The organism is Paraburkholderia sp. HD33-4 (assembly GCF_021390635.1).
GTDB lineage: Bacteria > Pseudomonadota > Gammaproteobacteria > Burkholderiales > Burkholderiaceae > Paraburkholderia.
The window spans coordinates 3,481,895-3,505,685 of sequence record NZ_JAJEJS010000001.1 but is presented as its reverse complement, the minus strand read 5'-3'; the positions used below and the strand labels follow the sequence as shown (position 1 = coordinate 3,505,685).

The 23,791-nt window shown below is 63.9% G+C and carries 25 protein-coding genes and 2 tRNA genes; 14 read left to right on the top strand and 13 right to left on the bottom strand.

Going from position 1 to position 23,791, the window contains the following annotated elements; genetic code table 11:
* The first annotated feature begins 401 nt into the window (after positions 1–401).
* The 3 genes from L0U84_RS15585 to L0U84_RS15575 are packed head-to-tail and all read left to right on the top strand — an operon-like array spanning position 402 to position 1,836.
* A complete protein-coding gene (locus tag L0U84_RS15585) occupies positions 402–788 on the top strand; it encodes a hypothetical protein (protein WP_233850973.1) in 387 nt (128 codons plus the stop codon).
* 54 nt (positions 789–842) lie between these two features.
* Entirely contained in the window at positions 843–1,178 is a 336-nt protein-coding gene (locus tag L0U84_RS15580; RefSeq protein WP_233850971.1) for a hypothetical protein, read from the top strand.
* 49 nt (positions 1,179–1,227) lie between these two features.
* Entirely contained in the window at positions 1,228–1,836 is a 609-nt protein-coding gene (locus L0U84_RS15575; protein WP_233850970.1) for a hypothetical protein, read from the top strand.
* Between the two features lie 263 nt (positions 1,837–2,099).
* Here the strand turns inward: L0U84_RS15575 and L0U84_RS15570 are convergent.
* Positions 2,100–2,184 (bottom strand) — tRNA-Leu (locus L0U84_RS15570).
* Between the two features lie 137 nt (positions 2,185–2,321).
* A complete protein-coding gene (hemN, locus tag L0U84_RS15565) occupies positions 2,322–3,707 on the bottom strand; it encodes an oxygen-independent coproporphyrinogen III oxidase (RefSeq protein WP_233850968.1) in 1,386 nt (461 codons plus the stop codon).
* 275 nt (positions 3,708–3,982) lie between these two features.
* Between hemN and L0U84_RS15560 the strand changes: the two genes are divergently transcribed.
* The 3 genes from L0U84_RS15560 (at position 3,983) to L0U84_RS15550 (ending at position 5,870) form a co-directional block, all read left to right on the top strand.
* Positions 3,983–4,258: a YkgJ family cysteine cluster protein gene (locus L0U84_RS15560; RefSeq protein WP_233852041.1), complete on the top strand. Its 276-nt coding sequence runs from the start codon at positions 3,983–3,985 to the stop codon at positions 4,256–4,258.
* 83 nt (positions 4,259–4,341) lie between these two features.
* A complete protein-coding gene (locus L0U84_RS15555) occupies positions 4,342–4,935 on the top strand; it encodes a DUF1439 domain-containing protein (RefSeq protein WP_233850966.1) in 594 nt (197 codons plus the stop codon).
* A 98-nt stretch (positions 4,936–5,033) separates the two neighbouring features.
* The gene (locus L0U84_RS15550) at positions 5,034–5,870 is read left to right on the top strand and encodes an undecaprenyl-diphosphate phosphatase (protein WP_233850964.1); all 837 of its coding nucleotides are present in this window, start codon (positions 5,034–5,036) and stop codon (positions 5,868–5,870) included.
* Positions 5,871–5,939: 69 nt separating this feature from the next.
* Here the strand turns inward: L0U84_RS15550 and trmB are convergent, their stop codons facing one another.
* On the bottom strand, positions 5,940–6,746 hold the full coding sequence (trmB, locus tag L0U84_RS15545) for a tRNA (guanosine(46)-N7)-methyltransferase TrmB (RefSeq protein WP_233850962.1): 807 nt from the start codon (positions 6,744–6,746) through the stop codon (positions 5,940–5,942).
* Positions 6,747–6,947: 201 nt separating this feature from the next.
* Positions 6,948–7,021 (bottom strand) — tRNA-Gly (locus L0U84_RS15540).
* Positions 7,022–7,289: 268 nt separating this feature from the next.
* Here L0U84_RS15540 and L0U84_RS15535 point away from each other — a divergent pair.
* Complete coding sequence (locus tag L0U84_RS15535) at positions 7,290–9,014, top strand: methyl-accepting chemotaxis protein (RefSeq protein ID WP_233850961.1); 1,725 nt, start codon at positions 7,290–7,292, stop codon at positions 9,012–9,014.
* Between the two features lie 217 nt (positions 9,015–9,231).
* On the opposite strand, the gene L0U84_RS15530 is transcribed toward L0U84_RS15535, so the two are convergent.
* The 3 genes from L0U84_RS15530 to L0U84_RS15520 form a co-directional block, all read right to left on the bottom strand.
* Positions 9,232–9,795, bottom strand: coding sequence for a YggT family protein (locus L0U84_RS15530; protein WP_129962722.1), 564 nt, complete (start codon positions 9,793–9,795; stop codon positions 9,232–9,234).
* Positions 9,796–9,963: 168 nt separating this feature from the next.
* A complete protein-coding gene (locus L0U84_RS15525) occupies positions 9,964–10,284 on the bottom strand; it encodes an EthD family reductase (RefSeq protein ID WP_090801500.1) in 321 nt (106 codons plus the stop codon).
* A gap of 96 nt (positions 10,285–10,380) precedes the next feature.
* Positions 10,381–11,316 carry a Rossmann-like and DUF2520 domain-containing protein gene (locus tag L0U84_RS15520; protein ID WP_233850960.1) on the bottom strand — a complete coding sequence of 312 codons (936 nt, stop codon included), beginning with the start codon at positions 11,314–11,316 and terminating at the stop codon, positions 10,381–10,383.
* Positions 11,317–11,592: 276 nt separating this feature from the next.
* Here L0U84_RS15520 and L0U84_RS15515 point away from each other — a divergent pair, with 276 nt between their 5' ends.
* From L0U84_RS15515 to L0U84_RS15505, 3 genes are all read left to right on the top strand, one after another.
* Positions 11,593–11,754: a hypothetical protein gene (locus tag L0U84_RS15515; RefSeq protein ID WP_167544139.1), complete on the top strand. Its 162-nt coding sequence runs from the start codon at positions 11,593–11,595 to the stop codon at positions 11,752–11,754.
* 388 nt (positions 11,755–12,142) lie between these two features.
* On the top strand, positions 12,143–12,469 hold the full coding sequence (locus tag L0U84_RS15510; protein ID WP_233852039.1) for a hypothetical protein: 327 nt from the start codon (positions 12,143–12,145) through the stop codon (positions 12,467–12,469).
* Positions 12,470–12,678: 209 nt separating this feature from the next.
* Positions 12,679–13,644, top strand: a complete 966-nt coding sequence (locus L0U84_RS15505) for a threo-3-hydroxy-L-aspartate ammonia-lyase (RefSeq protein WP_233850959.1) — start codon at positions 12,679–12,681, stop codon at positions 13,642–13,644.
* Between the two features lie 72 nt (positions 13,645–13,716).
* Here the strand turns inward: L0U84_RS15505 and L0U84_RS15500 are convergent, their stop codons facing one another.
* Positions 13,717–14,397 carry a LysE family translocator gene (locus L0U84_RS15500; RefSeq protein ID WP_233850958.1) on the bottom strand — a complete coding sequence of 227 codons (681 nt, stop codon included), beginning with the start codon at positions 14,395–14,397 and terminating at the stop codon, positions 13,717–13,719.
* A 46-nt stretch (positions 14,398–14,443) separates the two neighbouring features.
* Positions 14,444–16,018: a UbiD family decarboxylase gene (locus tag L0U84_RS15495; protein WP_233850957.1), complete on the bottom strand. Its 1,575-nt coding sequence runs from the start codon at positions 16,016–16,018 to the stop codon at positions 14,444–14,446.
* Between the two features lie 616 nt (positions 16,019–16,634).
* On the opposite strand from L0U84_RS15495, the gene L0U84_RS15490 reads away from it, so the two are divergent.
* Positions 16,635–17,852, top strand: a complete 1,218-nt coding sequence (locus tag L0U84_RS15490) for a transglycosylase SLT domain-containing protein (protein WP_233850956.1) — start codon at positions 16,635–16,637, stop codon at positions 17,850–17,852.
* Between the two features lie 103 nt (positions 17,853–17,955).
* Here the strand turns inward: L0U84_RS15490 and L0U84_RS15485 are convergent, their stop codons facing one another.
* The 4 genes from L0U84_RS15485 to ribBA form a co-directional block, all read right to left on the bottom strand.
* On the bottom strand, positions 17,956–19,152 hold the full coding sequence (locus L0U84_RS15485) for a pyridoxal phosphate-dependent aminotransferase (RefSeq protein WP_233850955.1): 1,197 nt from the start codon (positions 19,150–19,152) through the stop codon (positions 17,956–17,958).
* A 160-nt stretch (positions 19,153–19,312) separates the two neighbouring features.
* Positions 19,313–19,747, bottom strand: coding sequence for a transcription antitermination factor NusB (gene nusB / locus L0U84_RS15480; RefSeq protein WP_129962730.1), 435 nt, complete (start codon positions 19,745–19,747; stop codon positions 19,313–19,315).
* Positions 19,744–20,256, bottom strand: a complete 513-nt coding sequence (ribH, locus tag L0U84_RS15475; protein WP_062128749.1) for a 6,7-dimethyl-8-ribityllumazine synthase — start codon at positions 20,254–20,256, stop codon at positions 19,744–19,746. Before ribH ends, nusB begins: the two co-directional genes overlap by 4 nt.
* Before the next feature lie 48 nt (positions 20,257–20,304).
* Complete coding sequence (gene ribBA, locus L0U84_RS15470) at positions 20,305–21,438, bottom strand: bifunctional 3,4-dihydroxy-2-butanone-4-phosphate synthase/GTP cyclohydrolase II (protein ID WP_233850953.1); 1,134 nt, start codon at positions 21,436–21,438, stop codon at positions 20,305–20,307.
* 207 nt (positions 21,439–21,645) lie between these two features.
* On the opposite strand from ribBA, the gene L0U84_RS15465 reads away from it, so the two are divergent.
* The 3 genes from L0U84_RS15465 (at position 21,646) to catC (ending at position 23,759) form a co-directional block, all read left to right on the top strand.
* Positions 21,646–21,996, top strand: a complete 351-nt coding sequence (locus L0U84_RS15465; RefSeq protein WP_233850951.1) for a VOC family protein — start codon at positions 21,646–21,648, stop codon at positions 21,994–21,996.
* A 308-nt stretch (positions 21,997–22,304) separates the two neighbouring features.
* Positions 22,305–23,441 carry a muconate/chloromuconate family cycloisomerase gene (locus tag L0U84_RS15460; protein ID WP_233850950.1) on the top strand — a complete coding sequence of 379 codons (1,137 nt, stop codon included), beginning with the start codon at positions 22,305–22,307 and terminating at the stop codon, positions 23,439–23,441.
* 27 nt (positions 23,442–23,468) lie between these two features.
* Positions 23,469–23,759: a muconolactone Delta-isomerase gene (catC, locus tag L0U84_RS15455; RefSeq protein ID WP_233850949.1), complete on the top strand. Its 291-nt coding sequence runs from the start codon at positions 23,469–23,471 to the stop codon at positions 23,757–23,759.
* The last annotated feature ends 32 nt before the right edge of the window (positions 23,760–23,791 follow it).

The window sequence follows — 23,791 nt, the reverse complement described above, 5'->3', positions numbered from 1 at the left end:
TTATATATTTATACATTCGCGTAGCGCGATTCGGATTGAGAATTAAGCATTTTCAACATTTGCTACGCAAAGTTGCAACCGGAGCGCGGTTATCGTGGCAATGGGCTAGCCAGAGATATCGTATTTAAAGCATTCGTACAACTGGTAGACCGTTCGCGTTTTTAGACTCAGCGCTCGATCTGTGGCGGCTTGCCGCAGGTAGGAAGCAACCATCCGCGTAATATTTCGAATTGAAGGAAAGATCGGGTGGCGAGCACTTGTTCGGCGTAGTTCAATTTCACAGCGACTCGTTGAATATAGGAATCGTCCGCCATCTACCCCGCGAATAGGCTTGATGACCTCATTTAAATGCTTTAGGCCTGGCCGAACGCCGCGCCATACCTACGTGTAGGAGTAACAAAATGGACAAAATACCCATCATTCACATCCATGACGGCCTTTTGATCCTGGCTATCGCGCTCTCGGTGTATTACGTTCCGACCGTTATCGCAAAACAGCGGCGACATAATAATACGCTCGCGATTTTCGTACTCAATTCATTGCCGCTTTTTATCTTCGCCGCCTTTTTCCTGGTTAGCCTGCTCGTTCTAGGTTCAATCGTCCCGGATTCGCTCGTTCCGGTTCACGCACTTTGGACGACTATCGGTGCCGCCACCGTTGGCGTGGCAGTGTCCGTTGGCTGGACTGTTGTCAGTTGGAGTGTCGCTCTTGTTTGGTCGTGTACGAACGACACGAAAGAGCAACTGATGGTGGTTCGCGAGCCGACGTTTAAGCGCGAGCCTGCATAACGTTGGCTAATGCGGCCCGAAAGCCGCGCTCAATTGAACTCCAAGAGTATTACCGTGAAACGCACCCTTCTTGCTCTCGTCCTCGCAACGTCTGCTGCCATCAGTGTTCCCGCTGTCGCTCAAATCAGCAGCCGACAGGTCGGAAGCAACACCTATTACTCGAACGGCATGACCGCTCAGCAGGTCGGAAACAACACCTATTACTCGAACGGCACGACTGCTCAGCAGGTCGGAAGCAATACCTACTACTCGAACGGTATGACTGCTCAGCAGGTGGGAAACAACACCTATTATTCGAACGGCATGACCGCGCAACAGGTCGGCAACACAACTTATTATTCGAACGGTCGGAGCTGTCAACAAATCGGCAACCAAAGCTATTGCAACTAAAGGCGGAAGCCGAATGAGTGCAACGAGGTAGACCTGAGGTTGTTTAAAAATGTTTGACGAAAATTTATACATCGAATTAGACAGAGCGGCGGTACAAGCCTACAACGCACGCATCTGCGGAACGAAAGCGGCAGAGAACTATTGGTTGCATGAAGAGATGGGGCCGCACCCGTATGACGGGGATATAAGGACTGCGAGGGTAATCTTGTTGCTTGCTAATCCCGGCTACGACAGCACCAGTACGTTGAGCGATCATCGGTATCGTGCGGAAGGATGGCCGATGTCCTCTCTTCACAGCGGTGCGGCGAAAGGAATGCGCGATTGGGTCGCCCCGAAGGTAGCCGGGTTGGTCGAGCGATTCGGCGCGCAGCACATCGCGAAGCACGTATGCATGGCGCAGATCCATCCTTGGGCGTCCGCCAACTTCGATGAGAAATTCGACTGTCCTTCCAAGGCAGTGATCGCGGCGCTTGTCAGACAGGCGCACGAACGGGGAGCGATTGTCGTCGCAGGGCGACAGTACGGCTATTGGGACGAGGTTTGTGGCGTAACGCTCTCACGCGCCTTCTTTCGCAACCCAACTTTGAATCACTCGAACATCGAATCGCGCACGCCCGGTATTTGGCCGGCAATCTGTCGAACGCTGGAAGCGGCCTAGGGGTCGATTCGAGTAACGGCTGCGACGTAACGAAGATCCCGGTTGAGTGTAAGGCGCATACATGGACAAAACGCAATAACAGTCCCTGCGCCAAATTTGCAGTGTGTACCGCCGCGACGTACTACTCATGCTGGTGCCGCGCGGGTACCGAAAGAGTTGCGGAACAATCGCGGAGAAGTTGAGACTTCCTAGAGTTGGGCGATACGGACTGAAGCTGGAAGGGCTTCTGAGAAACAACCCTTCAGATCAACGATCTAGAGTGATGGTGCCCAGGGCCGGAATCGAACCGGCACGCCTTGCGGCGGGGGATTTTGAGTCCCCTGCGTCTACCAATTTCACCACCTGGGCAGATACTGCAGCGCGCATCGAGAGTTCCAGCGCGCGAGGAAGACGCAGATTATGGCCGAAAATCGCTCGACGGGCAAGCCGCTTACTTTCGTCCGCTCAAGACCGAGCCCGAAACCGGGCGCAGCGAGCAACGACGCTCAGACCGTACGCGAGAACCGTGTAAGCGTCTGCTGGCCGAGATACCGGTCGAACACCATCGCGACATTGCGCACGAGCATGCGGCCTGCCATTTGCACTTCGAGCTTGCGCGAGCCGAGCGAGATCAGCCCGTCGTCCTCGAATGAACGCAGACGCGCTAGTTCCGGCGCAAACGTGTCGGCGAAGCGGATGCCGTACGCCGCTTCGAATTCGTCGAAGCGCAATTCGAGGTTGCACATCAGCTGAGTGATCACGTCGCGCCGCAGGCGGTCGTCGGCGGACAGGCGGATGCCGCGCGCGATCGCGAGCCGGCCCGCATCGATCGCGTCGGTGTAAGCAGGCAGCTCTCTGGCGTTCTGCGCGTACACGTCCCCGACCTTGCCGATCGACGAGGCGCCAAAGCCAATCAGGTCACACTCGGCCCGCGTGCTATAGCCCTGGAAGTTGCGATGCAGCGTGCGCTGCGTCTGTGCGCGCGCGAGCTCATCGTTGGGCAGCGCGAAGTGATCCATGCCGATGTACACATAACCCGCCTCGGTCAGCCGTTCGACCACGCGTTGTAGCAGCGCGAGCCGCTCTTCGCTCGACGGCAGCGTCGCGGCATCCATCTGCCGCTGCATCTTGAAGAGCTGCGGCATGTGCGCATACGCGAACACCGACAGCCGGTCCGGCGCGAGTTCGAGCATCGTGTCGAGCGTGCGGCTGAAGCTCGCGACCGTTTGATGCGGCAGGCCGTAAATCAGGTCGACGCCGATCGAGTGAAAGCCGTGCGCGCGCGCGGCCTGCATCACCGATGCGGTCATCTCGTAAGGCTGGATACGATTGATCGCCTGCTGCACGCGCGGATCGAAGTCCTGTACGCCGAGGCTTAGCCGGTTGAAGCCGAGCCGGCGCAGCAGCGCGATCGTGTCGGGCGACGCCTCGCGCGGATCGACCTCGATCGAATATTCGGCTTGATGGTCGGGCAGAAGTTTGAAGTGCTCGCGCGTCGCGGCCATCAGTTCGGTCATCTCGTCGTGCGACAAAAACGTCGGCGTGCCGCCACCCCAATGAAGTTGCGACACGGGCCGGCGCGTATCGAAACACGCGGCCTGCAAGCCGATTTCGCGTTTGAGCCGATCGAGGTACGGCCGCGCGTGCGCGCGATTTTTCGTCACGACCTTGTTGCAGCCGCAGTAGAAGCACACTGTGTCGCAAAACGGAATGTGGAAGTACAGCGACAGATCGGTCGACGCGGCACCCTGGTCGGCGGCGGCGCGGCGATAGTCGGCGGTGTCGAAAGTTTCGCGGAACTGCGGCGCGGTCGGATAGGACGTATACCGGGGACCATTCGAGCTGTAGCGCGCGAGCAGGTCGGGACGGAACAGGGTGTCGGCTAGGGACATGAGCAGTATGGGGCGGTGGGCGGCTCTGGTTGCGTGCCGCGTGTGCATGGTCAGTCAGCAGCTTTGAGTTTAAGTGGGTGCCTGCTGGTCTCGATTGTGTAAAAAGGTCGCACGAACAGGCAGTGGCACAATGCGGGTCTGGCAACACGTTGCCAAGGTTTGAGTTCAGGAAGGATGACGTGGATCAAAGGTTGAACAGCTCACGGCCAAACGGTAGTGGGCCGAATCAGGCGCAGGCGAAGAGCGGCGACGTAAAACGCACCTCGCCGTTTCGGGTGGACGGCCACGCGTGCCGTCCCGATTGCGGCGCGTGCTGTATCGCGCCGTCGATTTCAACTCCGATTCCAGGCATGCCGAACGGAAAGCCGGCGGGCGTGCGCTGCGTGCAACTCGGCGACGATCTGCGTTGCGCGATCTTCGGCCGGCCGGAGCGGCCCGCGTGCTGCTCGGGTCTGCAGCCGCAACTCGAGATGTGCGGCGCGAATCGCGGTGAAGCGCTCGCATGGCTCACGCAACTCGAAGCGCAAACCCAACCTGCGTCCCATCCATGATGCGCGGCATGCGATAAGCGCCATCACCCACTTCTCAGCCAACGCAAGCCGATGTCCGCACGGGCTTCCACAGGAGATTTCGCATGACTCGACCCGCAGCGCCGGCCCGGCGCCGCTTTCTGCGCGCAGCACTGACCGGCTGCAGCGTGCTTGGCATCACTGTGTCGCTCGCGGCTTGCGCGAGCCCGACGTTTCCGTTCATGCCGTCGCACTACACGTTCTCGCAAAAGCAGGTGCAGGAGGCCGTGCAGCGCAAGTTCCCGTATCAGCGCACGGTGTCGCAGGTGTTCGACGTCGCGCTGAGCAATCCGGTGGTGGGCATGCTGCCCGATGCGAACCGCGTGCAGGTCAAGCTCGACGCGCGTTTCGCGAGCCCGTTCCTGCAGCAGCCGGTCGATGGCGTGTTCACGCTGTCGAGCGAACTCGCGTACGACGCGGCGAGCCGCTCGGTGATCCTCAAGTCGCCGACCGTCGATAACGTCAGCGTCAGCGGCCAGGCACAGATGTACACGCAGCAGATCAACGCGGCCGCGGCGCTGCTCGCGACCCAATTGCTGACCAACTATCCGATCTACACGTTCAAGCCCGAGCAACTGCAATTCGCCGGCGTGAATTACGAACCCGGTACAATCACCATCCTTACAAACGGCATACGCGTGCAGATCGTCGAAAGATGACGCGCACGCGCGGCCACGAGGGCCGCGCGTGCCAGTCATGTCCGTGCCGGCCCTTTACGTCGCTTCATTGCGACAACCTACCGCGATAAGGGGCACGGATGGACTGGCTACTGGCTTGCAAGGCGCTGATTCTCGGCGTTGTCGAGGGATTGACGGAGTTTCTGCCGGTGTCGAGCACCGGGCATCTGATCGTCGTCGGCAGTCTGCTCGATTTCTCCGACGAGCAAGCGAAGACCTTCGACGTCGTGATCCAGCTCGGCGCGATTCTCGCAGTGTGCTGGGAGTTTCGCCGCCGCATCGGCGACGTGATCGTGGGTCTGCCGAGCCGGCCCGAGGCGCGCCGCTTCGCGCTGAACGTGATCGTCGCGACGATTCCGGCGGTCGTGCTGGGCCTGCTGTTCGAGAAGTCGATCAAGGAGGCGCTGTTCTCGCCGGTGCCGGTCGCGTTCGCGCTGGTCGCGGGCGGCGTCGTGATCCTGTGGGCGGAGGCGCGTCAGCGCGCGCGCGGCGACGCGGCGCTGCGGGTGCGCAGTATCGACGATCTGAGCCCGCTCGATGCGCTCAAAGTCGGCCTCGCGCAGTGCTTCGCGCTGATTCCGGGGACCTCGCGCTCGGGCTCGACGATCATCGGCGGCATGCTGTTCGGCATCGAGCGCCGCGCCGCGACTGAGTTCTCGTTCTTTCTCGCGATTCCGATCATCTTCGGCGCGACCGCCTACGAGTTATACAAGGACTGGCACCTGCTCACCGCCGATGCGCTCGGCGGCTTCGCCCTCGGCTTCGCGGCGGCGTTCGTCAGTGCGTTTATCTGCATCCGCTGGCTGCTGCGCTACGTCGCGTCGCACGACTTCACGGTGTTCGCGTGGTATCGGATCGGCTTTGGCCTGCTGATCCTGCTGATCGGCTATAGCGGTGGGTTGAGCTGGGCCGATTGAGGTTCGCCCCGCGATGAAAAGAGGTCCGCGTTTGCGGACCTTTTTTTGTTGGCTTGCCGGCTCGTCGCGTTACGCGGCGGCGCGCTTGCGGAATACCAGGTCCCACACGCCGTGGCCGAGCCGCAGGCCGCGCCGCTCGAACTTCGTCACCGGACGATAGTCGGGCCGCGGTGCGTAGGTGTCGGCGGTGTTTTCGAGCAATGGATCGGCGCCGAGCACTTCGAGCATCTGTTCGGCGTAGTTCTGCCAGTCGGTCGCGCAATGCAGATACGCACCCGGCTTCAGACGCGACACGAGCAGCGCGACGAACTTCGGCTGGATCAGCCGGCGCTTGTGATGGCGTGCCTTGTGCCACGGGTCGGGGAAGAAGATGTGCACGCCGTCGAGGCTGTCGGGCGCGATCATGTGCTCGAGCACTTCGACCGCGTCGTGCTGGATGATGCGGATGTTCGTCAGCGACTGCTCGCCGACCAGCTTCAGCAGCGCGCCAACGCCGGGCTCGTGCACTTCGACGCCGAGGAAGTCGTCGCCGGCACGCTGCGCGGCGATCTCCGCGGTGGTCGCACCCATGCCGAAGCCGATCTCGAGGATGCGCGGCGCCTGCCGGCCGAACACGCCGGTCCAGTCGGGCTGCTGCGGTGCGTAGGGCACGACGTAGCGCGGACCGAGCTCATCGAGGGCGCGGCGCTGGCCGGTCGACACACGACCCGCGCGCGTGACGAAGCTGCGGATGCGGCGGTGATACAGCGTGTCTGCGGGCGTCGCGTCAGCGGTGCCGTCGACGTTGTCCGGCTCGTTGCCGGTGGGCTGGTCGGCTGCGCTCGTGGGTGTCGGGGAGTCGTCCGGGAGACCGGAGTCGATTGGATCGTGGATCATCGTCGATGCTGCTGCAAGGGTGAGGGCTGCGCGGCTTGCGTGGCGGGTCGTGCGTGGCACCCCGCGCTCCGCAATGGCCGTCGACGCGAAGCCGCGTGGCTTGTTGCGTCGCGCGCGCTGTGCCGGGACATTGGCACTACAAAAAAGCCGCCTTCAGGGAGGCGGCTCTTGCTGGATTCCGCTGAGCACTCAGCCGGAAAGTGGAGCGGGCGATGGGAATCGAACCCACGGCTCTAGCTTGGGAAGCTAGGGTATTACCATTATACGACGCCCGCAGAACGCGCAATTTTACAGGCTTTTGGGTCGTTTGGGCAGGGGGGAGGGTTGGATGAGGCAGGCGGCGCCAGTGTGACGGTTCCACGAAGTGCCTGAGATGCCCCCCGGCTCGCGGGCCAATTCTGCCGGACCTTTCCCAGTTCGCCCGGCCTTCAGATCCGGGCTCGCCTTGCCGTAAACGCGGCTGGTGCCCTACGCCGTGAGCTTTCGCAACCGCAGGCCTGCACGCCCCGGCGCTCCCCATCCCGATCGAGAGACTTTCCCAAGATGCAGTGGTTTTCCAATCTGAAATTGAGCCAGAAGCTGGTCGGCTCGTTGATGCTGTGCGCGTTCGTGACCGCCATCGTCGGCACGGTCGGTGTGCTGAAGGTGCGCGAAGTCGCGACGATGCAAACCGAAATGTACGACCGCGAATTCGTGCCGGTGCGCGACGACGGCACCGCCGCCTGGCAGGCGGCCTCGCACTTCCGGCGCCTCTATTCGTACATCCTGAATCCGGAGCCGGCCGGCCGCGCCGATACGGCGCGCCTGAATCACGGCGGTGAAGCGGCGATCCTGTCGGCTTTCGACTACGAGCGCAAGCACGCGACCACCGATGCGCAGAAGCAGTTGCTGAGCGACTTCGACGCCGCCTATCCGGCCTACATGAGTTCGGTCGCGAAGGTGATGGCGCTGGCCGACCAGGGCGATCAGTCCGGCGCGCTCGCCGAGCTCAAATCGACCACCGACCCGCTGCACGTCAAGCTGCGCACGCTGATGATCAAGCTGTCGGACGTGCGTGACGAACTGGCCCGGCAGCGCGTCGCGAACGGCGTCGAGATGGTCCGCTCGGTGACGTGGTGGATCGCGAGCTGCGCGGTCGTCGGCGTTGCGATTGCGATCGGCCTCGGGCTGCTGGTGACGCGCGCGGTCGTGCGGCAGATCGGCGGCGAACCGGCCGAAGTCGCGAAGGTCGTCGAGCAGATCGCGGGCGGCGATCTGAGCCAGCGACTGCCCACGGGCGCCGCCGACGACGGCAGCATCCTGCGCGCGGTCGGGCACATGCAGGAGCGTCTCGCGACGACGATTGGCTCGATCCGCGAAAGCGCCGAATCGGTCAGCATCGCGTCGCAGCAGATCGCGAGCGGCAACATCGATCTGTCCGCGCGCACCGAAGGGCAGGCCGCCTCGCTCGAACAGACCGCGGCAAGCATGTCGGAATTGACGCAGACGGTCAGCCGCAACAGCGACAACGCGCGCAACGCGAGCGCGCTCGCGACTCAGGCGGCGCAGGTCGCCAACACCGGCAACACCGCCGTCGAGGGCATGGTGCGGACCATCGGCGAGATCAGCGGCAGCTCGACGAAGATCTCGGAGATCACCGGCGTGATCGAGGGCATCGCGTTCCAGACCAATATTCTCGCGTTGAATGCGGCGGTCGAGGCCGCGCGCGCGGGCGAGCAGGGACGCGGCTTCGCGGTGGTCGCGAGCGAGGTGCGCAATCTCGCGCAGCGCTCGGCGAGCGCGGCCAAGGAGATCAAGGAGATGATCACGACGTCGGTCGCGATCATCGAGGGCGGCACGCAGCAGGCCGCCGAAGTCAGCACGACGATGGCGGATATCAAGGACGCGATCCATCGTGTGTCGGATATCGTCGGCGAGATCGCGACGGCCTCCGAAGAGCAGAACCGCAGCATCCACCAGGTCGGCCAGGCCGTCACGCAGATGGACGAGACCACGCAGCAGAACGCGGCGCTCGTCGAAGAGGCTGCGGCGGCCGCGCAGTCGCTCGAAGCGCAGGCGCGCAAGATGAAAGAGACGGTGTCGGTGTTCCGGACGGGGGAGAGCCGAGGCTTTACGGCGGCCATGCCGAAGCAGGCGATGGCGCCGGCTCAAGCGCCGGGGCGCGTACGTGTCGACAAGCCGGCGTTGCTGCAGCCAGCGGTGGCGGCGCCCGCGCGCGAGCGCGTGGCGGCGACTGCGGCTTCGGATAGTGACTGGAGTACGTTCTGATTCGCGGCTTGCCAGCGAGCGCCGCGATCAGCGCCACGCCATCGTCGAATGGCGCGGCGATCTGGAAATCGACCGCCTGAGGCGGTCGAAGCCGCAACCACGATCGGCACACAGGAAAAAGAAGCCGCCGCATGCACTCGCAAACGGCGGCGTCCCAAGCGCGACGCGCGGCTCGAGGCCGCGCGTCAACCCATCTCCATCTTCCCGCGCGATCAGCTCAGATCACAAAATAAGTCAGCTGGACCGCCGCGCGCGTGACGACCATCTGCAGCACCTGCACGATCACGAACAGCAGGATCGGCGACAGATCGAGCCCGCCGAACTTCGGCAGCACGCGGCGCAGCGGATTCAGAAACGGCGCGGTCAGCTGATAGAGAATCGGCATCGCCGGCGAGCGCGGATTGAGCCACGACAGCAGCGCCATGATGATGGTCATCCAGATGATCAGATTGAGCGCCCATTTGATCGCGGTGAGCACCGCGACGATCAGCAGCGTCGGCACGAGCGTCAGCGGATCGGCACCGGTCAGCACGATCATCAGGACGACGTAGATAATTGCGGCGATCAGCGTCGCGACCACGCTCGCCCAGTCGATCCTGCGCGTGCTCGGCAGGATGTGCCGCAGAGGCAGCACGATCCAGTTGGTCGCCTGCAGCACGGCGTTCGAGACCGGGTTGTACGGCGGCAGGCGCACGACCTGGAGCCACGCGCGCAACAGCAGCGCCGCGCCGAACAGCGTGAAAACGGTATTGAGCAGAAAACGGGCGATATCGCCAAACATCTCGTGTCCTTATGCTTCTGATGAGCTTCTGATGACGGCCGCTGAATGGCCGCGGGCTGCCGGCGTCGCCCGATCGGTGCGCGCCGGCGGTTTTCTGGAGTTACCCGGTCAGCCAACCGGAGCTTCGACGCCATTGCGCGCCGCCAACCGGTGGCTGTCTGTCCGGCATCACACGGAAATCCGGACCTCGCTGATCAGGATCGTGCCGTTGCCGCCGTCGGTGTAGTTCGGGATATCCGCTAAAAGTTGCTCGGACGCGGGCTTGAACACTTTATAGAAGTCGTCCGCGCTGTCGAAGAGGAAGTGACCCGCGGCCACGTAAGGCGGCGGTGTGCCGGGCGGCCCGGCGTTGAGGCCCGCGTCGACCGACCAGCCTTTCAGCGCCGGCCCGAACAGCTTCGCCGCGAGCGGCATATGGGTCGCGCAGTAGTAGTCCATGTCGAAGCGGCCATTCTCCCGGTACGGGTAGAGGATGCTGACCTTGATCATTGTGCGTTCTCGTCTGTTGATCCCGAAGCGCGGCGCCAGTCGTCGCGGGGTTCGCGTGTGGTTCGTCCGGCGTGCCGGACGTCACATTATCACGGCTTACTTGACGCTTGCACCTGCCGCGGCCTGATTCAGCGAGCGGCCGAGCGATTCTTCCACAGCTTCGGAGATCGCTTCAATCGTCGCGGGCGGCGCGGCGCGGCGTCGGGCGAGGTTGACCGCGCGGCGCGTCAGCAGCCCGTACAGCGCGGCATGGTCGCCGTCGAAGCTTTCGAGCAGCGCAAGCTGCTTCTCGACGACGCCCGTGTCGCCGCGCGAAACCGGCCCGGCGAGCGCGTTCGGCAAGCCCTTGTCGCGCGCCGTTTCGATCGTGCCGGCGAGCATTGGTAGCAGCGCACGCAGCGCGTCGTCCTCGGCGAAGCCGAGCGTGCGCCACAACGCGACGCATTCGGCGAGGCTGCACAGCGCAAAGCTCGCCGCGTAGTGCGCTGCGGCGTGATACAGCATGCGGCCGCCCGCCGGAATCGACAGCGGATGACAGCGCAGCGCGAGTGCGAGCGCGCTCAGCGTCTCTTTCAGCGCGCCGTCGGCTTCGATCGTCACCGAGCAGCCGGCAATCCGCTCGAGATCGGCGAGCTCGCCGCTAAATAGATACAGCGGATGAAAACCGCCGATCGCCGCGCCCTGATCGCGCGCCGGCGCGAGTAGTTCGACCGGCGAGGCGCCGCTGCAGTGCACGAGCGCTTTGCCGGGGTGGCTTGCCGCATCGCGTCCAAAGCGGAGTGTGTGCGCTGTCGTACCGATGCTGTCGTCGGGAACGGCTAAAAAAACGATATCGGCGGCGTCGACGACCTGTTGCGGGTCGTCAGAGGCCGCGCAGTGTGCGATCTGGACGGCGAGCCGGCGCGCGGAATCGGCCGAGCGGCTCGCCACCGCGGTGACCGGGTAGCCGGCGCGCGCAAACGCGAGCGCGAGACAACGCGCGAGCCGCCCCGCGCCGATGAAGCCGACGCGCGGCAAGGAAGACTGGGACATGGTCACCTGCTCCAGACGGATCGTGTGAACGGGAAAGCAGCAGTATCGCGCATCCGCCGAAGCGCGGGCGTGATCCGGCCCCTTGCATGGATCGACAGCTGTCGTCGGATGAGTTTGCGAGCGATATGGCGCCAGGGGTCGGTCATCGGGTGGCGCGACGCCCAAGGGTGTGAAAACTGCTCACAATCGCACTGACAGGGAATAGTGGTGGATGCGCCGATTTTGACAGTCGTATTTTCGTACTTCGTTCGCAGTCGAAAATTCGGGAGGGTAGCGATGAGTATTTTTTCTTACCGAAAACACTTGCGGTTCCTGACGCACGCCCAGCGCCGTCGCTGGTGGGATCAGAGAAAGCGCCTGACGCCGCGCGTGCGGATCAGCGGCGCATACGTGCCGCCCAACGTGTCCCGCGAATTCGTGTACGTGAAGGTCGGCTAGTCGCGCGGTCTTCGCAGGTGAGAAAAATGCCCGGCCCGAGCCATCGAGCCGGGCATTTTTTATTGGGACATTCCTTCCGGCTGTCAGGATTGAAGCGAATTTGTAATTAAAGTTTACCGATGCGCGAACTCAAGCCCGCGCACTCGATCAGATCCAAAGACGCGCGACCCGTCGCTCGCGTGCAACCCCTTGATTCCCAGCTCATTTCGCTGTCGTCGCGGCGGCGCGTAGGCGCACTCGCGCGATGCTCGGCAAAACGCTCTGGCTTGTCCTTGCAATTTGCAACAAATGCGAACAGTTCGGCCGGGGCTTTTTAGATACATTGATTCAACAGCATGCGAGGCATGCGCTGTCGGCGACCTTGGCAGGCCGCGCTAGGAGAATAGAAGTGAAAAAGATCGTTCCGTTTGTCGTTGCAGCCGCACTCGGCCTGGGACTTGCCGGGGTTGCTGAGGCTGGTGTTTCCGTCGGTATCGGCCTTGGGGTGCCGATCGCGCCGGCCTACCCGGTCTATGCGGCGCCGCCGCCTGTCTACTACGCGCCGCCACCCCCGCCGGTGTACGCGCCCCCGGTCGTGGTCGCGCCGGCTCCGGTAGTGGTCGGAGGCTATTACGGTTATGGCCACCCTTACTATCCTGGCTACTACCACGGCTACCGCGGCTACCATGGCTACTATCGCGGCTACGGGCACGGCTACGGATACTATCGCCGCTAAGCGCGGGCGCGCATGCGCATGACGCGCGGGAACGTCGACGGCGTAACGCCGGCTTGTGCCGGGTTACGCCGTTTCTATTTGTGTCGCCGGTTTTTTTGCGCTCCGTAGCGTGGTCGGTTCCTGTCGCGCGGTCGCGCGAATTCCGTTCCAAAGCATCGGTGAAGCTGGGAGAATGGCTGTTTCGCCACCGCTCCTGGAGAGTTTCGCCGATGCAAGCGCTTCCCGCTCCCACCTTCGATGATGTCCTCGACGCCGCCGCGCGTCTCGAAGGCGTCGCGCACCGTACCCCCGTTCTGACGTCGAGCACGTTCGACGAGCGCACTGGCGCGTCGGTGTTCTTCAAGTGCGAAAACTTCCAGCGCATGGGCGCGTTCAAGTTCCGCGGCGCGTACAACGCGATTTCGCATTTCGACGCGGAGCAGCGCAAGGCGGGGGTGCTGACTTATTCGTCGGGCAATCACGCGCAGGCGATCGCGCTGTCGGCGCGCCTCGCCGGCATACACGCGACGATCGTGATGCCGCACGACGCGCCCGCGGCCAAGGTCGCCGCGACCAAAGGCTACGGCGGCGAAGTGATCACCTACGACCGCTACAAGGAAAATCGCGAGGAAATCGGCCGCCGGCTCGCCGAGGAGCGCGGCATGACGCTGATTCCGCCGTACGATCATCCGCACGTGATCGCCGGGCAGGGCACCGCGGTCAAAGAGCTGATCGACGAAACCGGTCCGCTCGACATGTTGTTCGTGTGCCTTGGAGGCGGCGGGTTGATCAGCGGCAGCGCGTTGTCGGCGGCCGCGCTGAGCCCGGCCTGCACGGTGATCGGCATCGAGCCCGAGGCGGGCAACGACGGCCAGCAGTCGCTCGCGCGCGGCGAGATCGTCCATATCGACGCGCCGCACACGATCGCCGATGGCGCCGCCTCGACGCATCTGGGCCATTACACGTTCGCGGTCATCCGCCAGTTGGTCGCGCGAATCGAAACGGTCAGTGATGCGCAGCTGATCGACACGATGCGCTTTTTCGCACAGCGCATGAAGATCGTCGTCGAACCGACCGGCTGCCTCGCGGCGGCGGCGGTACTGAACGGCATCGTGCCGGTGAAAGGCAAGCGCGTCGGCGTGGTGGTGAGCGGCGGCAACGTCGATCTGCCGAAGCTCGCGCAGTACCTCGCATGAGCGGCTCAAGTCGCGTCGCATGATGGAAAAACGGCTCGCCAATGCGAGCCGTTTTTTTGTCCGTGAGCCGTTTTAGCTGGTCACTTGGGCCGTGCTTTGCACGATCAGATCGTGGTACCCGTTGACGATCACGCTGTAAGAGAAATACGCGAACAGCAGCGCCGACAGAACGTGACACGCGCGCAGCAGGCCGGTGCCCGCACGCTTGCGTCCCTGGCTGCCGAGTCCGCAAATAAAAAGCGTCCAGCACAGGCCGCCGAGAAAGAAGCCGCCGAGGAAGATCAGCGCGGTCGTCGGGCTCGTTGCGCCGGCCTTCGCGATCAGCGCGCCGCCGACCGCCGCGAACCACAGGATCGCCGACGGCGACGACACCGCGAGCAGCACGCCGCGCACGAACCCGCGCCACGGAGACTGATGCGGCGTTGCTGCAGTTTCTTCGCCGGCAACGGCCGGCGCCGTGGCCGGGAACATCGCTTCACGCGCCATCTTCCAGGTGAGAAACAGCAGAATCGCCGCGCCGCCGATCCACACGACCCAGCGCACCGATTCGAACTGCAGCAGCGCGGCCATGCCCGCGAGTGCCAGCGTCGCGTAAATGAGATCGCCGACGCACGAGCCGAGGCCAAGCCAGAAACCCGGCCGGAAGCCGTGTGACAGCGTCAGCGAAATGATCGCGACGTTGACGAGACCGATATCGAGGCACAGCGACAAGGACAGAAAAAAGCCGTCCGACATCATTGAAAAAGCGTGCATCCGCGCGAGCGCTCCATCCGTTATTGATTGTGTTGTCCGGCGCGCGTTACAGGCCGAGGCCCAACTCGTTCCACAAGCTATCGACACGCTGTTTGACCGCGTCGTCCATCACGATCGGGCGGCCCCATTCGCGGTCGGTTTCGCCCGGCCACTTGTTGGTCGCGTCGAGCCCCATCTTCGAGCCGAGGCCGGCCACCGGCGACGCGAAATCGAGATAGTCGATCGGCGTACGGTCGACGAGTACCGTGTCGCGCGTCGGGTCGACGCGGGTGGTGATCGCCCAGATCACTTCCTTCCAGTCGCGGATATTGACGTCCTCATCGACGACGACGATGAACTTCGTATACATGAACTGCCGCAGGAAGCTCCACACGCCGAACATCACGCGTTTCGCATGACCGGGGTAGCTCTTCTTCATCTGCACGATCGCCATGCGGTAGCTGCAGCCTTCGGGGGGCAGATAGAAGTCCGTGATCTCGGTGAACTGCTTCTGTAGGAGCGGCACGAACACTTCGTTCAGCGCGACGCCGAGCACCGCGGGCTCGTCGGGCGGCTTGCCCGTGTAGGTGGAGTGATAGATCGCGTCGCGGCGCATCGTGATGCGTTCGACCGTGAAGACCGGGAACCACTCCTGTTCGTTGTAGTAGCCGGTGTGATCGCCGTACGGGCCTTCGAGCGCATGTTCGTACATGGCCGACGCACCCTTCGACGGACGGGGCGGCGCGCCGGCCGGAGCGGGCGACGGCGCGCCTTCCTGCGGGTAGATGAAGCCTTCGAGCACGATCTCGGCGCGCGCGGGCACCTGCAGACCGTCGACGCCCGGCGTGATGCATTTCGCGAGCTCGGTGCGCCCGCCACGCAGCAGCCCGGCGAACTGGTATTCGGACAGCGTATCGGGCACGGGGGTGACGGCGCCGAGAATCGTCGCCGGGTCCGCGCCGAGCACGACGGCCACCGGATACGGCTTGCCGGGATTTTTCAGCGCGAACTCGCGGAAATCGAGCGCGCCGCCGCGATGCGCGAGCCAGCGCATGATCAGTTTGTTACGCCCGATTAGCTGCTGGCGATAGATGCCTAGGTTTTGTCGGCTCTTGTTCGGCCCTTTCGTAACGGTCAGACCCCAAGTGATCAGCGGGCCCGCATCTCCGGGCCAGCAGGTCTGAATGGGCAACCTGGCGAGGTCGACGTCGTTGCCTTCCCAGACGATCTCCTGGCAGGGCGGGGCGCTGACTGTCTTTGGCGCCATGTCCCACACCGCCTTCGCCAGCGACAGCAGCTTGCCGGCGTCCTTGAGCCCTTTCGGCGGCTCGGGTTCTTTCAGCGCGGAGAGCAGCCGACCGACGTCGCGTAGCGATTCGAGCGCCGCCTGGTCGCCGGCGCCGGCTTCGGCATCGATGCCCATGCCGAGCGCCACGCGGCGCGGCGTGCCGAACAGATTGCCGAGTACCGGGAACGTATGACGCTCGGTGTTCTCGAAGAACAGAGCCGGGCCGCCCGCGCGCAGCACGCGGTCGCACAGCTCGGTCATTTCAAGATTCGGCGACACCTTTTGCGAGATTCGGCGTAATTCACCGATTGTCTCGAGGCGGCCGATGAAATCGCGCAAGTCTTTGTATTTCATCTGTGACGGTTCAGGGCCGCATGCACGGCGCATAGGACTGGGAGCGCAGCAGGAACGGCGGTGGAACCGGTCCGGCGGAAAAAGAACGATTGTCGATTTTACCTGCGTTAGCTAGCGCACGTAGATCAACCGAACGGTCTATTGCGAAGAGCCAGGGTCGGATCGCCCAAAACGCGCATAGAGCGCGGTTCTCGGGCGACTGAACACTGTTCATAATTACAATTAGTTATAGTTTTTGCATTCTATAGTGTTGACGATCTATAAAACCGTGCATAGAATCCGTCCACATTGGTTGCAGGGCGTTAACCTTTTTACCGTCGCCCCCGGTCCTTAGACGCAACGCGTCACCGTTTTACTTCCCTGCGGCGTAGAACGGCCTTAAAGAAGTCCCTCACCAGCGTCCACTAACGCTGGTTTTTCGCGTGGGAGCCAAGCCCGTCATACATGAGGTGTGTGGGCTGTTTTTGAGATGGCTCCCCGAACGGTATTTATTGCCGTTTTCCCGGCATCGCTGCTGCCCAACCAGAGAGCACGCGATGTCTTGACTCTGCGAGCGCGCTGTACCGCCTGATTTGTGCCGGCGGAGTTCGCGGATCATGCAAGATGGGAGATCTGAATGAACGCCTGGTTATCGTGGCGTCCCGATGAGCGTATTGCGCAGCTTGTGCGCGGTGCGCTGCGCCGCGGGACGCGACTGAGTCATCACCTGTTCAGCATCGTCGGCGGTATCGCGGTGGTGCTGGCTCTCGCACTGTGGCTGATGCCGACCTGGCGCGGCGCGCTCGCCGCGCGTCTGATGCCGGTCATTTCCGCCGCCGTGCAAGCGGGTCCCGTCCGCCTGCTGCAAGGCAATCCGCTGCCCGCCATCGGACCGACCAGAAGCGCCGGTGCATCCTCCGACGAATCGCTGTCGGCCAATTCGCCGACTACGCCGACCATCCCGAACGCGCCGAGCCCGACCGATGGCTCGAACGACGGCAGCATGACCCTCACCGCGGCCACCACGAGCTTCGACGGCGCCTTCGATAACTCCGGCACGTCGGGTACGAGCGCCGCCGCGCTCAACGGCCTAGATCCGCGCACCATGCAGGGCGTCACCGCGCTCGCGCGTCTGATTCCGCAGCAGCGTGTGTCCGCCGATGCGCGCGACGACCGCGTGCTCGTGTCGAGCCACGAGCAGGACCTGGTCGCGTCGTACCTCGCGCGGCGTTATCGCGTCGCTCAAGAGCCCGTCGGCGAGCTCGTGAAGGCCGCGTTCGACACCGGCCGCGAAGTCGGCCTCGATCCGCTGCTGCTGCTGTCCGTGATGGCGATCGAATCGGGCTTCAATCCGTACGCCGAGAGCGGCGTCGGCGCGCAAGGCCTGATGCAGGTCATGTCGAAGGTGCATTCGGACAAATTCCAGTATTTCGGCGGCCAGAGCGCGGCGCTCGACCCGCTCGCGAACATCAAGGTCGGCGCGCTCGTGCTGAAGGATTGCATCGCGCGCGGCGGCTCGCTGCCGGGCGGCTTGCGTCTGTACGTCGGCTCGAGCACGCCGGACGACGGCGGCTACGGCGCGAAGGTGATGGCCGAGCGCGGTCGTCTGCGCGACGTCGTGCGCGGCCGCAAGGTGCCGATCAATGCGCCGCAGGCTCCGGTGCTGACCGCGTCGGCCACGCCGGCGCCGGCCGCCGCGACGAGCAACGGCAAGCGCGTCCAAATGACGCTGCAGGGCGGTCACGCGATCAGTTCGACGACACCGGCGGCGCACACGCAGCCGGCCGATCAGGACGACGCGAGCACCGGTTCGACGACGCGCCATGTGGCGTCGGCGTCGGAGATAGGGGCGTGAGTTAGACGTCGTTGTCGAGCCGTATGAAAAAAGGACACTCTCGAGTGTCCTTTTTTGCGTCTGGCGGGTCGGCTGCCGCCGACTCAAGGCCTCACTCCATGCGTCAATGCCGCCCAAACAGCTTCGCCAGCCGCTCGACAGCCTCCTCGAGCTTCGGATACGCGGTCGCATACGACAGCCGGATGTAGTCCTTGGGCGCGTGCGTACCGAAATCCATGCCCGGTACCAGCACGACGCCGGCATCGTGCAGCATCGCCTTCGTGAGCGCCGCGCTGTCGCCGGCCGCCGGATGCGCGACGCCGCGGCAGTCCGCGTACACATAGAACGCACCGTCCGGCATTACCGGCACGGAGAAGCCGAGCGATTCGAGCGCCGGCGCGATGAAGTCGCGGCGCCGCTTGAATTCGAGGCGCCGGGCTTCGTAGATCGCGATCGTGTCCGGCTCGAAGCAGGCGAGCGCCGCGTGCTGCGCGAGCGCCGACGCGCAGATGAAAAGGTTCTGCGCGAGCTTTTCGAACGCGCCGACCATCGCGGGCGGCACGACGAGCCAGCCGAGGCGCCAGCCGGTCATGTTGAAGTACTTCGAGAAGCTGTTGACGGTGACCACGTCCTCGCCATACGAGAGCGCCGACACGGGCTTCGCGTCGTAGCTGAGACCCTGGTAGATCTCGTCGACGATCGTGAAGCCGCCACGCGCGCGCACGGCCTTGACGATGCGCTCGAGTTCAGCCGGCTCGATCGACGTGCCGGTCGGATTCGAAGGCGACGCGAGCAGCACGCCGCGGGTGCGCTCACCCCACAGGCGTTCGACGTCGGCGGCGGTCAGCTGGAAGCGCTCGGCCGGCCCGCTCGGCACCATCACCGGCTTGCCTTCGGCGGCGATCACGAAATGGCGGTTGCACGGATAGCATGGGTCGGGCATCAGCACTTCGTCGTCACGATCGACGAGCGCCGCGCATGCCAGCAGCAGCGCGGCCGACGCGCCCGCAGTGACCACGATTCGCGCCGGATCGACGTCGATCCCGTAGAACTCGGCGTAATGCGCGGAAATCGCGTCGCGCAGCGCGTGCACGCCGAGCGCATTCGTGTACTGCGTGACACCGCGGCGCAGCGCGTTCGCGGCCGCTTCGATGACCGGCTCCGGCGCGGTGAAATCCGGCTCGCCGATGCCCATGTGAATGATGTCGCGCCCCGCGCGTTCGAGCAGCGCGGCCTCCTTGGCCAGTTCCATCACGTAGAAAGGCTGGATGGCATCGACGCGCGCGGCAAGCCGCACGAGAGGTTCGGTCACGGAGTTCATACGGTTAGATCCAGTTCAGAAACAGGACGGCGTCCACCCATCGAATGATGCGCTCATCGATGCGTGCAGCGCCGTCCTTGCGGGCGCTCGAGCTTCTTCGCCCTGTGCAGTGGGTCGCGGTGTCGAGCCGAGGCGCGGCATGGCCCCACCCGCGCCGCGTTCAGCTCTTGCGAGCCGCCTGCGTTTCGGCGGCGCGCAGTTGCGCCGAGAGCTTGTCGAGCACGCCGTTCACGTACTTGTAGCCGTCCGAGCCGCCGAACGTCTTGGTCAGCTCGACCGCTTCGTTGATGACCACGCGATACGGAATGTCGACGTGATTCTTCAGTTCGAACGCGGCGACCAGCAGCACCGCGCGTTCGACCGGCGACAGTTGCTCGATCGGACGGTCGAGGCACGGGGCGATCGCGGCCGACAGTGCCTCGGAATCGCGCATCACGCCATGCAGGATCGCGTCCAGGTGCTCGTGGTCGGCCTTGTCGTAACCTTGCGCGCCGCGCAGTTGCGCGTCGATCTCACCGCCGGGCGAGCCCGACAGCAGCCACTGGTAAAGCCCCTGCGTGGCCAGTTCGCGGGAGCGTCGGCGTGCGCTTTTCATGCCTCTTCCTCGTCGTCTTCGTCTTCTTCATCGTCGTCATCGCCGCCGAGCTGTTCGAGTGCGACCGCGAGGTTCGCCATTTCGACAGCCACGCGCGCCGCGTCGCGACCCTTCTCGGTCATGCGCGCGACGGCCTGCTCGTCGTTCTCGGTGGTCAGCACCGCGTTCGCGACGGGGATGCCGAAGTCGAGACCGATGCGCGTGATGCCCGCGCCGCTTTCGTTCGACACGAGTTCGAAGTGGTACGTCTCGCCGCGGATCACCGCGCCGAGCGCGATCAGCGCGTCGAATTGCGCGCTTTCCGCGAGCTTTTGCAGCGCGAGCGGGATTTCCAGCGCGCCCGGCACCGTGACGAGCAGCACGTCTTCGCCGGTCACGCCGAGGCGTTCGAGTTCTTCGATGCAGGAGTCGGCGAGGCCGTTGCAGACGGGTTCGTTAAAGCGCGCCTGGACGATGCCGATGCGCAGTCCGTCGCCGTCGAGATTCGGTTGGTATTGTCCGATTTCCATGAGAATTCCGTAGTGTTTGAGTGGGCGCGAGGCGCGTGAGTGGCCGGATCAGACTTGCGGGGCTTGCGTTTTGCTGCCGGGCATCGGAATGAAGCCCGTGACTTCGAGACCATAACCCGACATGCTGCCGAGCTTGCGCGGGTTCGACAGCACCTGCATCTTGCCGACGCCGAGTTCGCGCAGAATCTGCGCGCCGATGCCGTAGGTCTTGAAGTCGACCGGGCGGCGCTTCAGCGCGTCCGCTTTTTCCTTCGAGTCGAACGCCTTGAAGACGTCGATCAGATGGTCTTTCGAGTCGCCGCAGTTCAGCAGCACGACCACGCCGAGATCGCGTTCCGCGATTTCTTTCATGGCCGCATCCAGCGTCCACGAGTGGGTGGATTCGCCGACTTCGAGCAGATCCAGCACCGACAGCGGTTCGTGCACGCGCACCGGCGTGTCGAGCTCGGGCGCCGGCGTGCCGCGCACCAGCGCGATGTGCGGCTGACCGCTCGGCTGGTCGAGATACATGACCGCGCGGAACGCGCCGTGCGCGGTTTGCATCGTGCGTTCGCAAATACGCTCGACGATCGACTCGGTGCGGCTGCGATAGTGGATCAGATCGGCGATCGTGCCGGTCTTCAGGCCGTGCTCCTTGCCGAACTCGAGCAGGTCCGGCAGACGCGCCATCGTGCCGTCGTCCTTGATCACTTCGCAGATTACCGCGGCAGGCGTGAGGCCCGCGAGCCTCGTGAAGTCGCAGCCGGCCTCGGTATGGCCGGCGCGCACCAGCACGCCGCCCGGCTGGGCCATGATCGGGAAGATATGGCCCGGCTGCACGATGTGCTCGGCTTTCGCGTCCGGCGCGACCGCGGCGGCGATCGTGCGGGCACGGTCGGCTGCCGAGATGCCGGTCGTCACGCCTTCGGCCGCTTCGATGCTGACCGTGAACGCGGTGCCGTACTGCGTGCCGTTGCGATAGGTCATCAGCGGCAGGTTCAGCTGCTTGCAGCGGTCCTGGGTCAGCGTCAGACAGATCAGGCCGCGGCCGTAGCGAGCCATGAAATTGATCGCTTCCGGAGTGACAAACTCGGCGGCGATCACGAGGTCGCCCTCGTTCTCGCGGTCTTCTTCGTCGACGAGGATCACCATCCGGCCGGCTTTCAGTTCGGCGATGATCTCTTGGGTGGAGGCGAGCGTCATGTTGGCGAGTTTTTCGGGAAAGCGCGTATTTTACGCCACGCGCGTGTCCAAGTCGCCTCCGCCAGACGACATAGGCGGTTTGGCCGACTGGCGATGAGCCCGGCGCGGTTGCCAGGCTCGTCGAAGGGCGGCCCGCGGCAGGCGTGGCTTCGTATCGTCACCGGATGGAGGCTCGAATGAAGCGTACCTGGACGATCATCGGTGTGCATGACGTGGCGCGCAGCTTCGCCTGGTTATCAGACGCTGTTCGGTCAGCCGCCGGCGTCGCCCGCTCATGACGACTTCGGGCAGATCGTCGATGCGGACGGCACCGTGCTGCTGTGCCTGCATCAATGGGGCGCTCATGAGCATCCGTCGTTGACGAGCCCAGGCAACGGCCAGCCCGGCAACGGCTTGCTGCTGTTTTTCCGGGTCGACGATTTCGATCCGTGCGTCGCGCGAGCACGGACGCTCGCCGGCCGGCTCGAAGAAGAGCCGCGCCTGAATTCGCATACGGGCACGATGGAGTTCGCGCTGCGCGATCCCGACGGTTACTACGTGATGGTCAGCGCGCTATAGCCCCGGCGTGAGAATTGGTCGCCGCGAGAACCTGCCCGAACGTTCTGCGCTTTGCCGCCGGTCATGCCCGCCGCGCACAGCATGCTCTGCATGCATCGAAAGTTGACGCTGGTCATGTTTTAGCCGGGAAAATGGCTTCTTTTTCAATGCCCGACGTGCATGGTGCGACGCAAAATCCCTAGAAACCCCGGGCTTTCTAGCCTCTTCATACCCTGCAGGTATGAAATAGGACAGGAAAAGTATTGGACGGCTCAAATCGGCGAGGGGTATAAAAACATCCAATGAACTCACTTCCCGCAGCCGCCGCCATGACCCAAGCGACCATCGAACGTATCGAAACCCGCCTCGTCGATCTGCCGACGATCCGTCCTCACAAGCTGTCAGTCGCCACGATGTACGGGCAGACCCTGATGCTGGTCAAGGTCTACTGCAGCGACGGCATCGTCGGGATCGGCGAAGGCACCACGATCGCCGGCATGGCCTACGGCCCGGAAAGCCCCGAAGCGATGAAGCTCGCGATCGACGCCTACTTCGCCCCGGCGATGATCGGCAAGGACGCGACGCAGATCCAGGCGCTGATGGCGCACCTCGGCAAGCTGGTCAAGGTCAATCATTTCTCGAAGAGCGCGCTCGAAACCGCGCTGCTCGACGCGCAGGGCAAGCGCCTCGGCGTGCCGGTGAGCGAGCTGCTCGGCGGCCGTCGTCGTGAGCGCCTGCCGGTTGCGTGGACGCTCGCATCGGGCGATACCGCGAAGGACATCGCCGAAGCCGAGCACATGCTCGACGTGCGCCGCCACAAGGTCTTCAAGCTGAAGATCGGCGCGAAGGAACTGAAGACCGACATCAAGCACGTCGCCGAGATCAAGAAAGCGGTCGGCGAGCGCGCCGCGGTACGCGTCGACGTGAACATGGCGTGGAGCGAGACCCAGGCCGCCTGGGCGATTCCGGCGCTGGCCGACGCGGGCTGCGATCTGGTCGAGCAGCCGGTCGCGTCCGCCGCGGCGCTCGCGCGCCTGATGCGCCGTTTCCCGGTCGCGCTGATGGCCGACGAAATCCTGCAAGGCCCGGACAGCGCGTTCGAGATCGCGAAGAACGGCGGCGCCGATGTGTTCGCGATCAAGATCGAGCAGAGCGGTGGCCTGTTCGCCGCGCAGCGCGTGGCCGCGATCGCCGATGCCGCCGGCATCGAGCTGTACGGCGGCACGATGCTCGAAGGCGCGTTCAGCACCGTGGCGTCGGCCCATCTGTTCGCGAGCTTCGCGAATCTGCAGTGGGGCACCGAGCTGTTCGGACCGTTGCTGATCACCGAAGAAATTCTGACCACGCCGCTCGACTACAGCGACTTCGAGCTGACCGTGCCGAATGGCCCGGGTCTCGGCATCGAACTCGACGAGGCGAAGGTCAAGCGATTCACGCGAGAAGGGCTGATGAAGGTCACTCGCTAAACGGATTCAGATCAAGAGGATTCAAACATGCTTTTCCAAGTGCGAATGGACGTGCACCTGCCGGTCGACATGCCGGCCGAAGTGGCGAACGAAATCAAGACCCGCGAGAAGGCTTACTCGCAGGAACTTCAGCGTAGCGGCAAGTGGCGTCATATCTGGCGCCTCGTTGGCGAGTACGCGAATTACAGCATCTTCGATGTAGAGAGCAATGCCGAACTTCACGACATTCTGTCCGGTTTGCCTCTGTTCCCGTACATGAAGATTTCGGTGACGCCTCTGTGTCGTCACCCGTCGTCGATTCGGGACGGCGACATCTGAGCCCAGGGGCCAGGCGCACTTAAGGCGAGCGC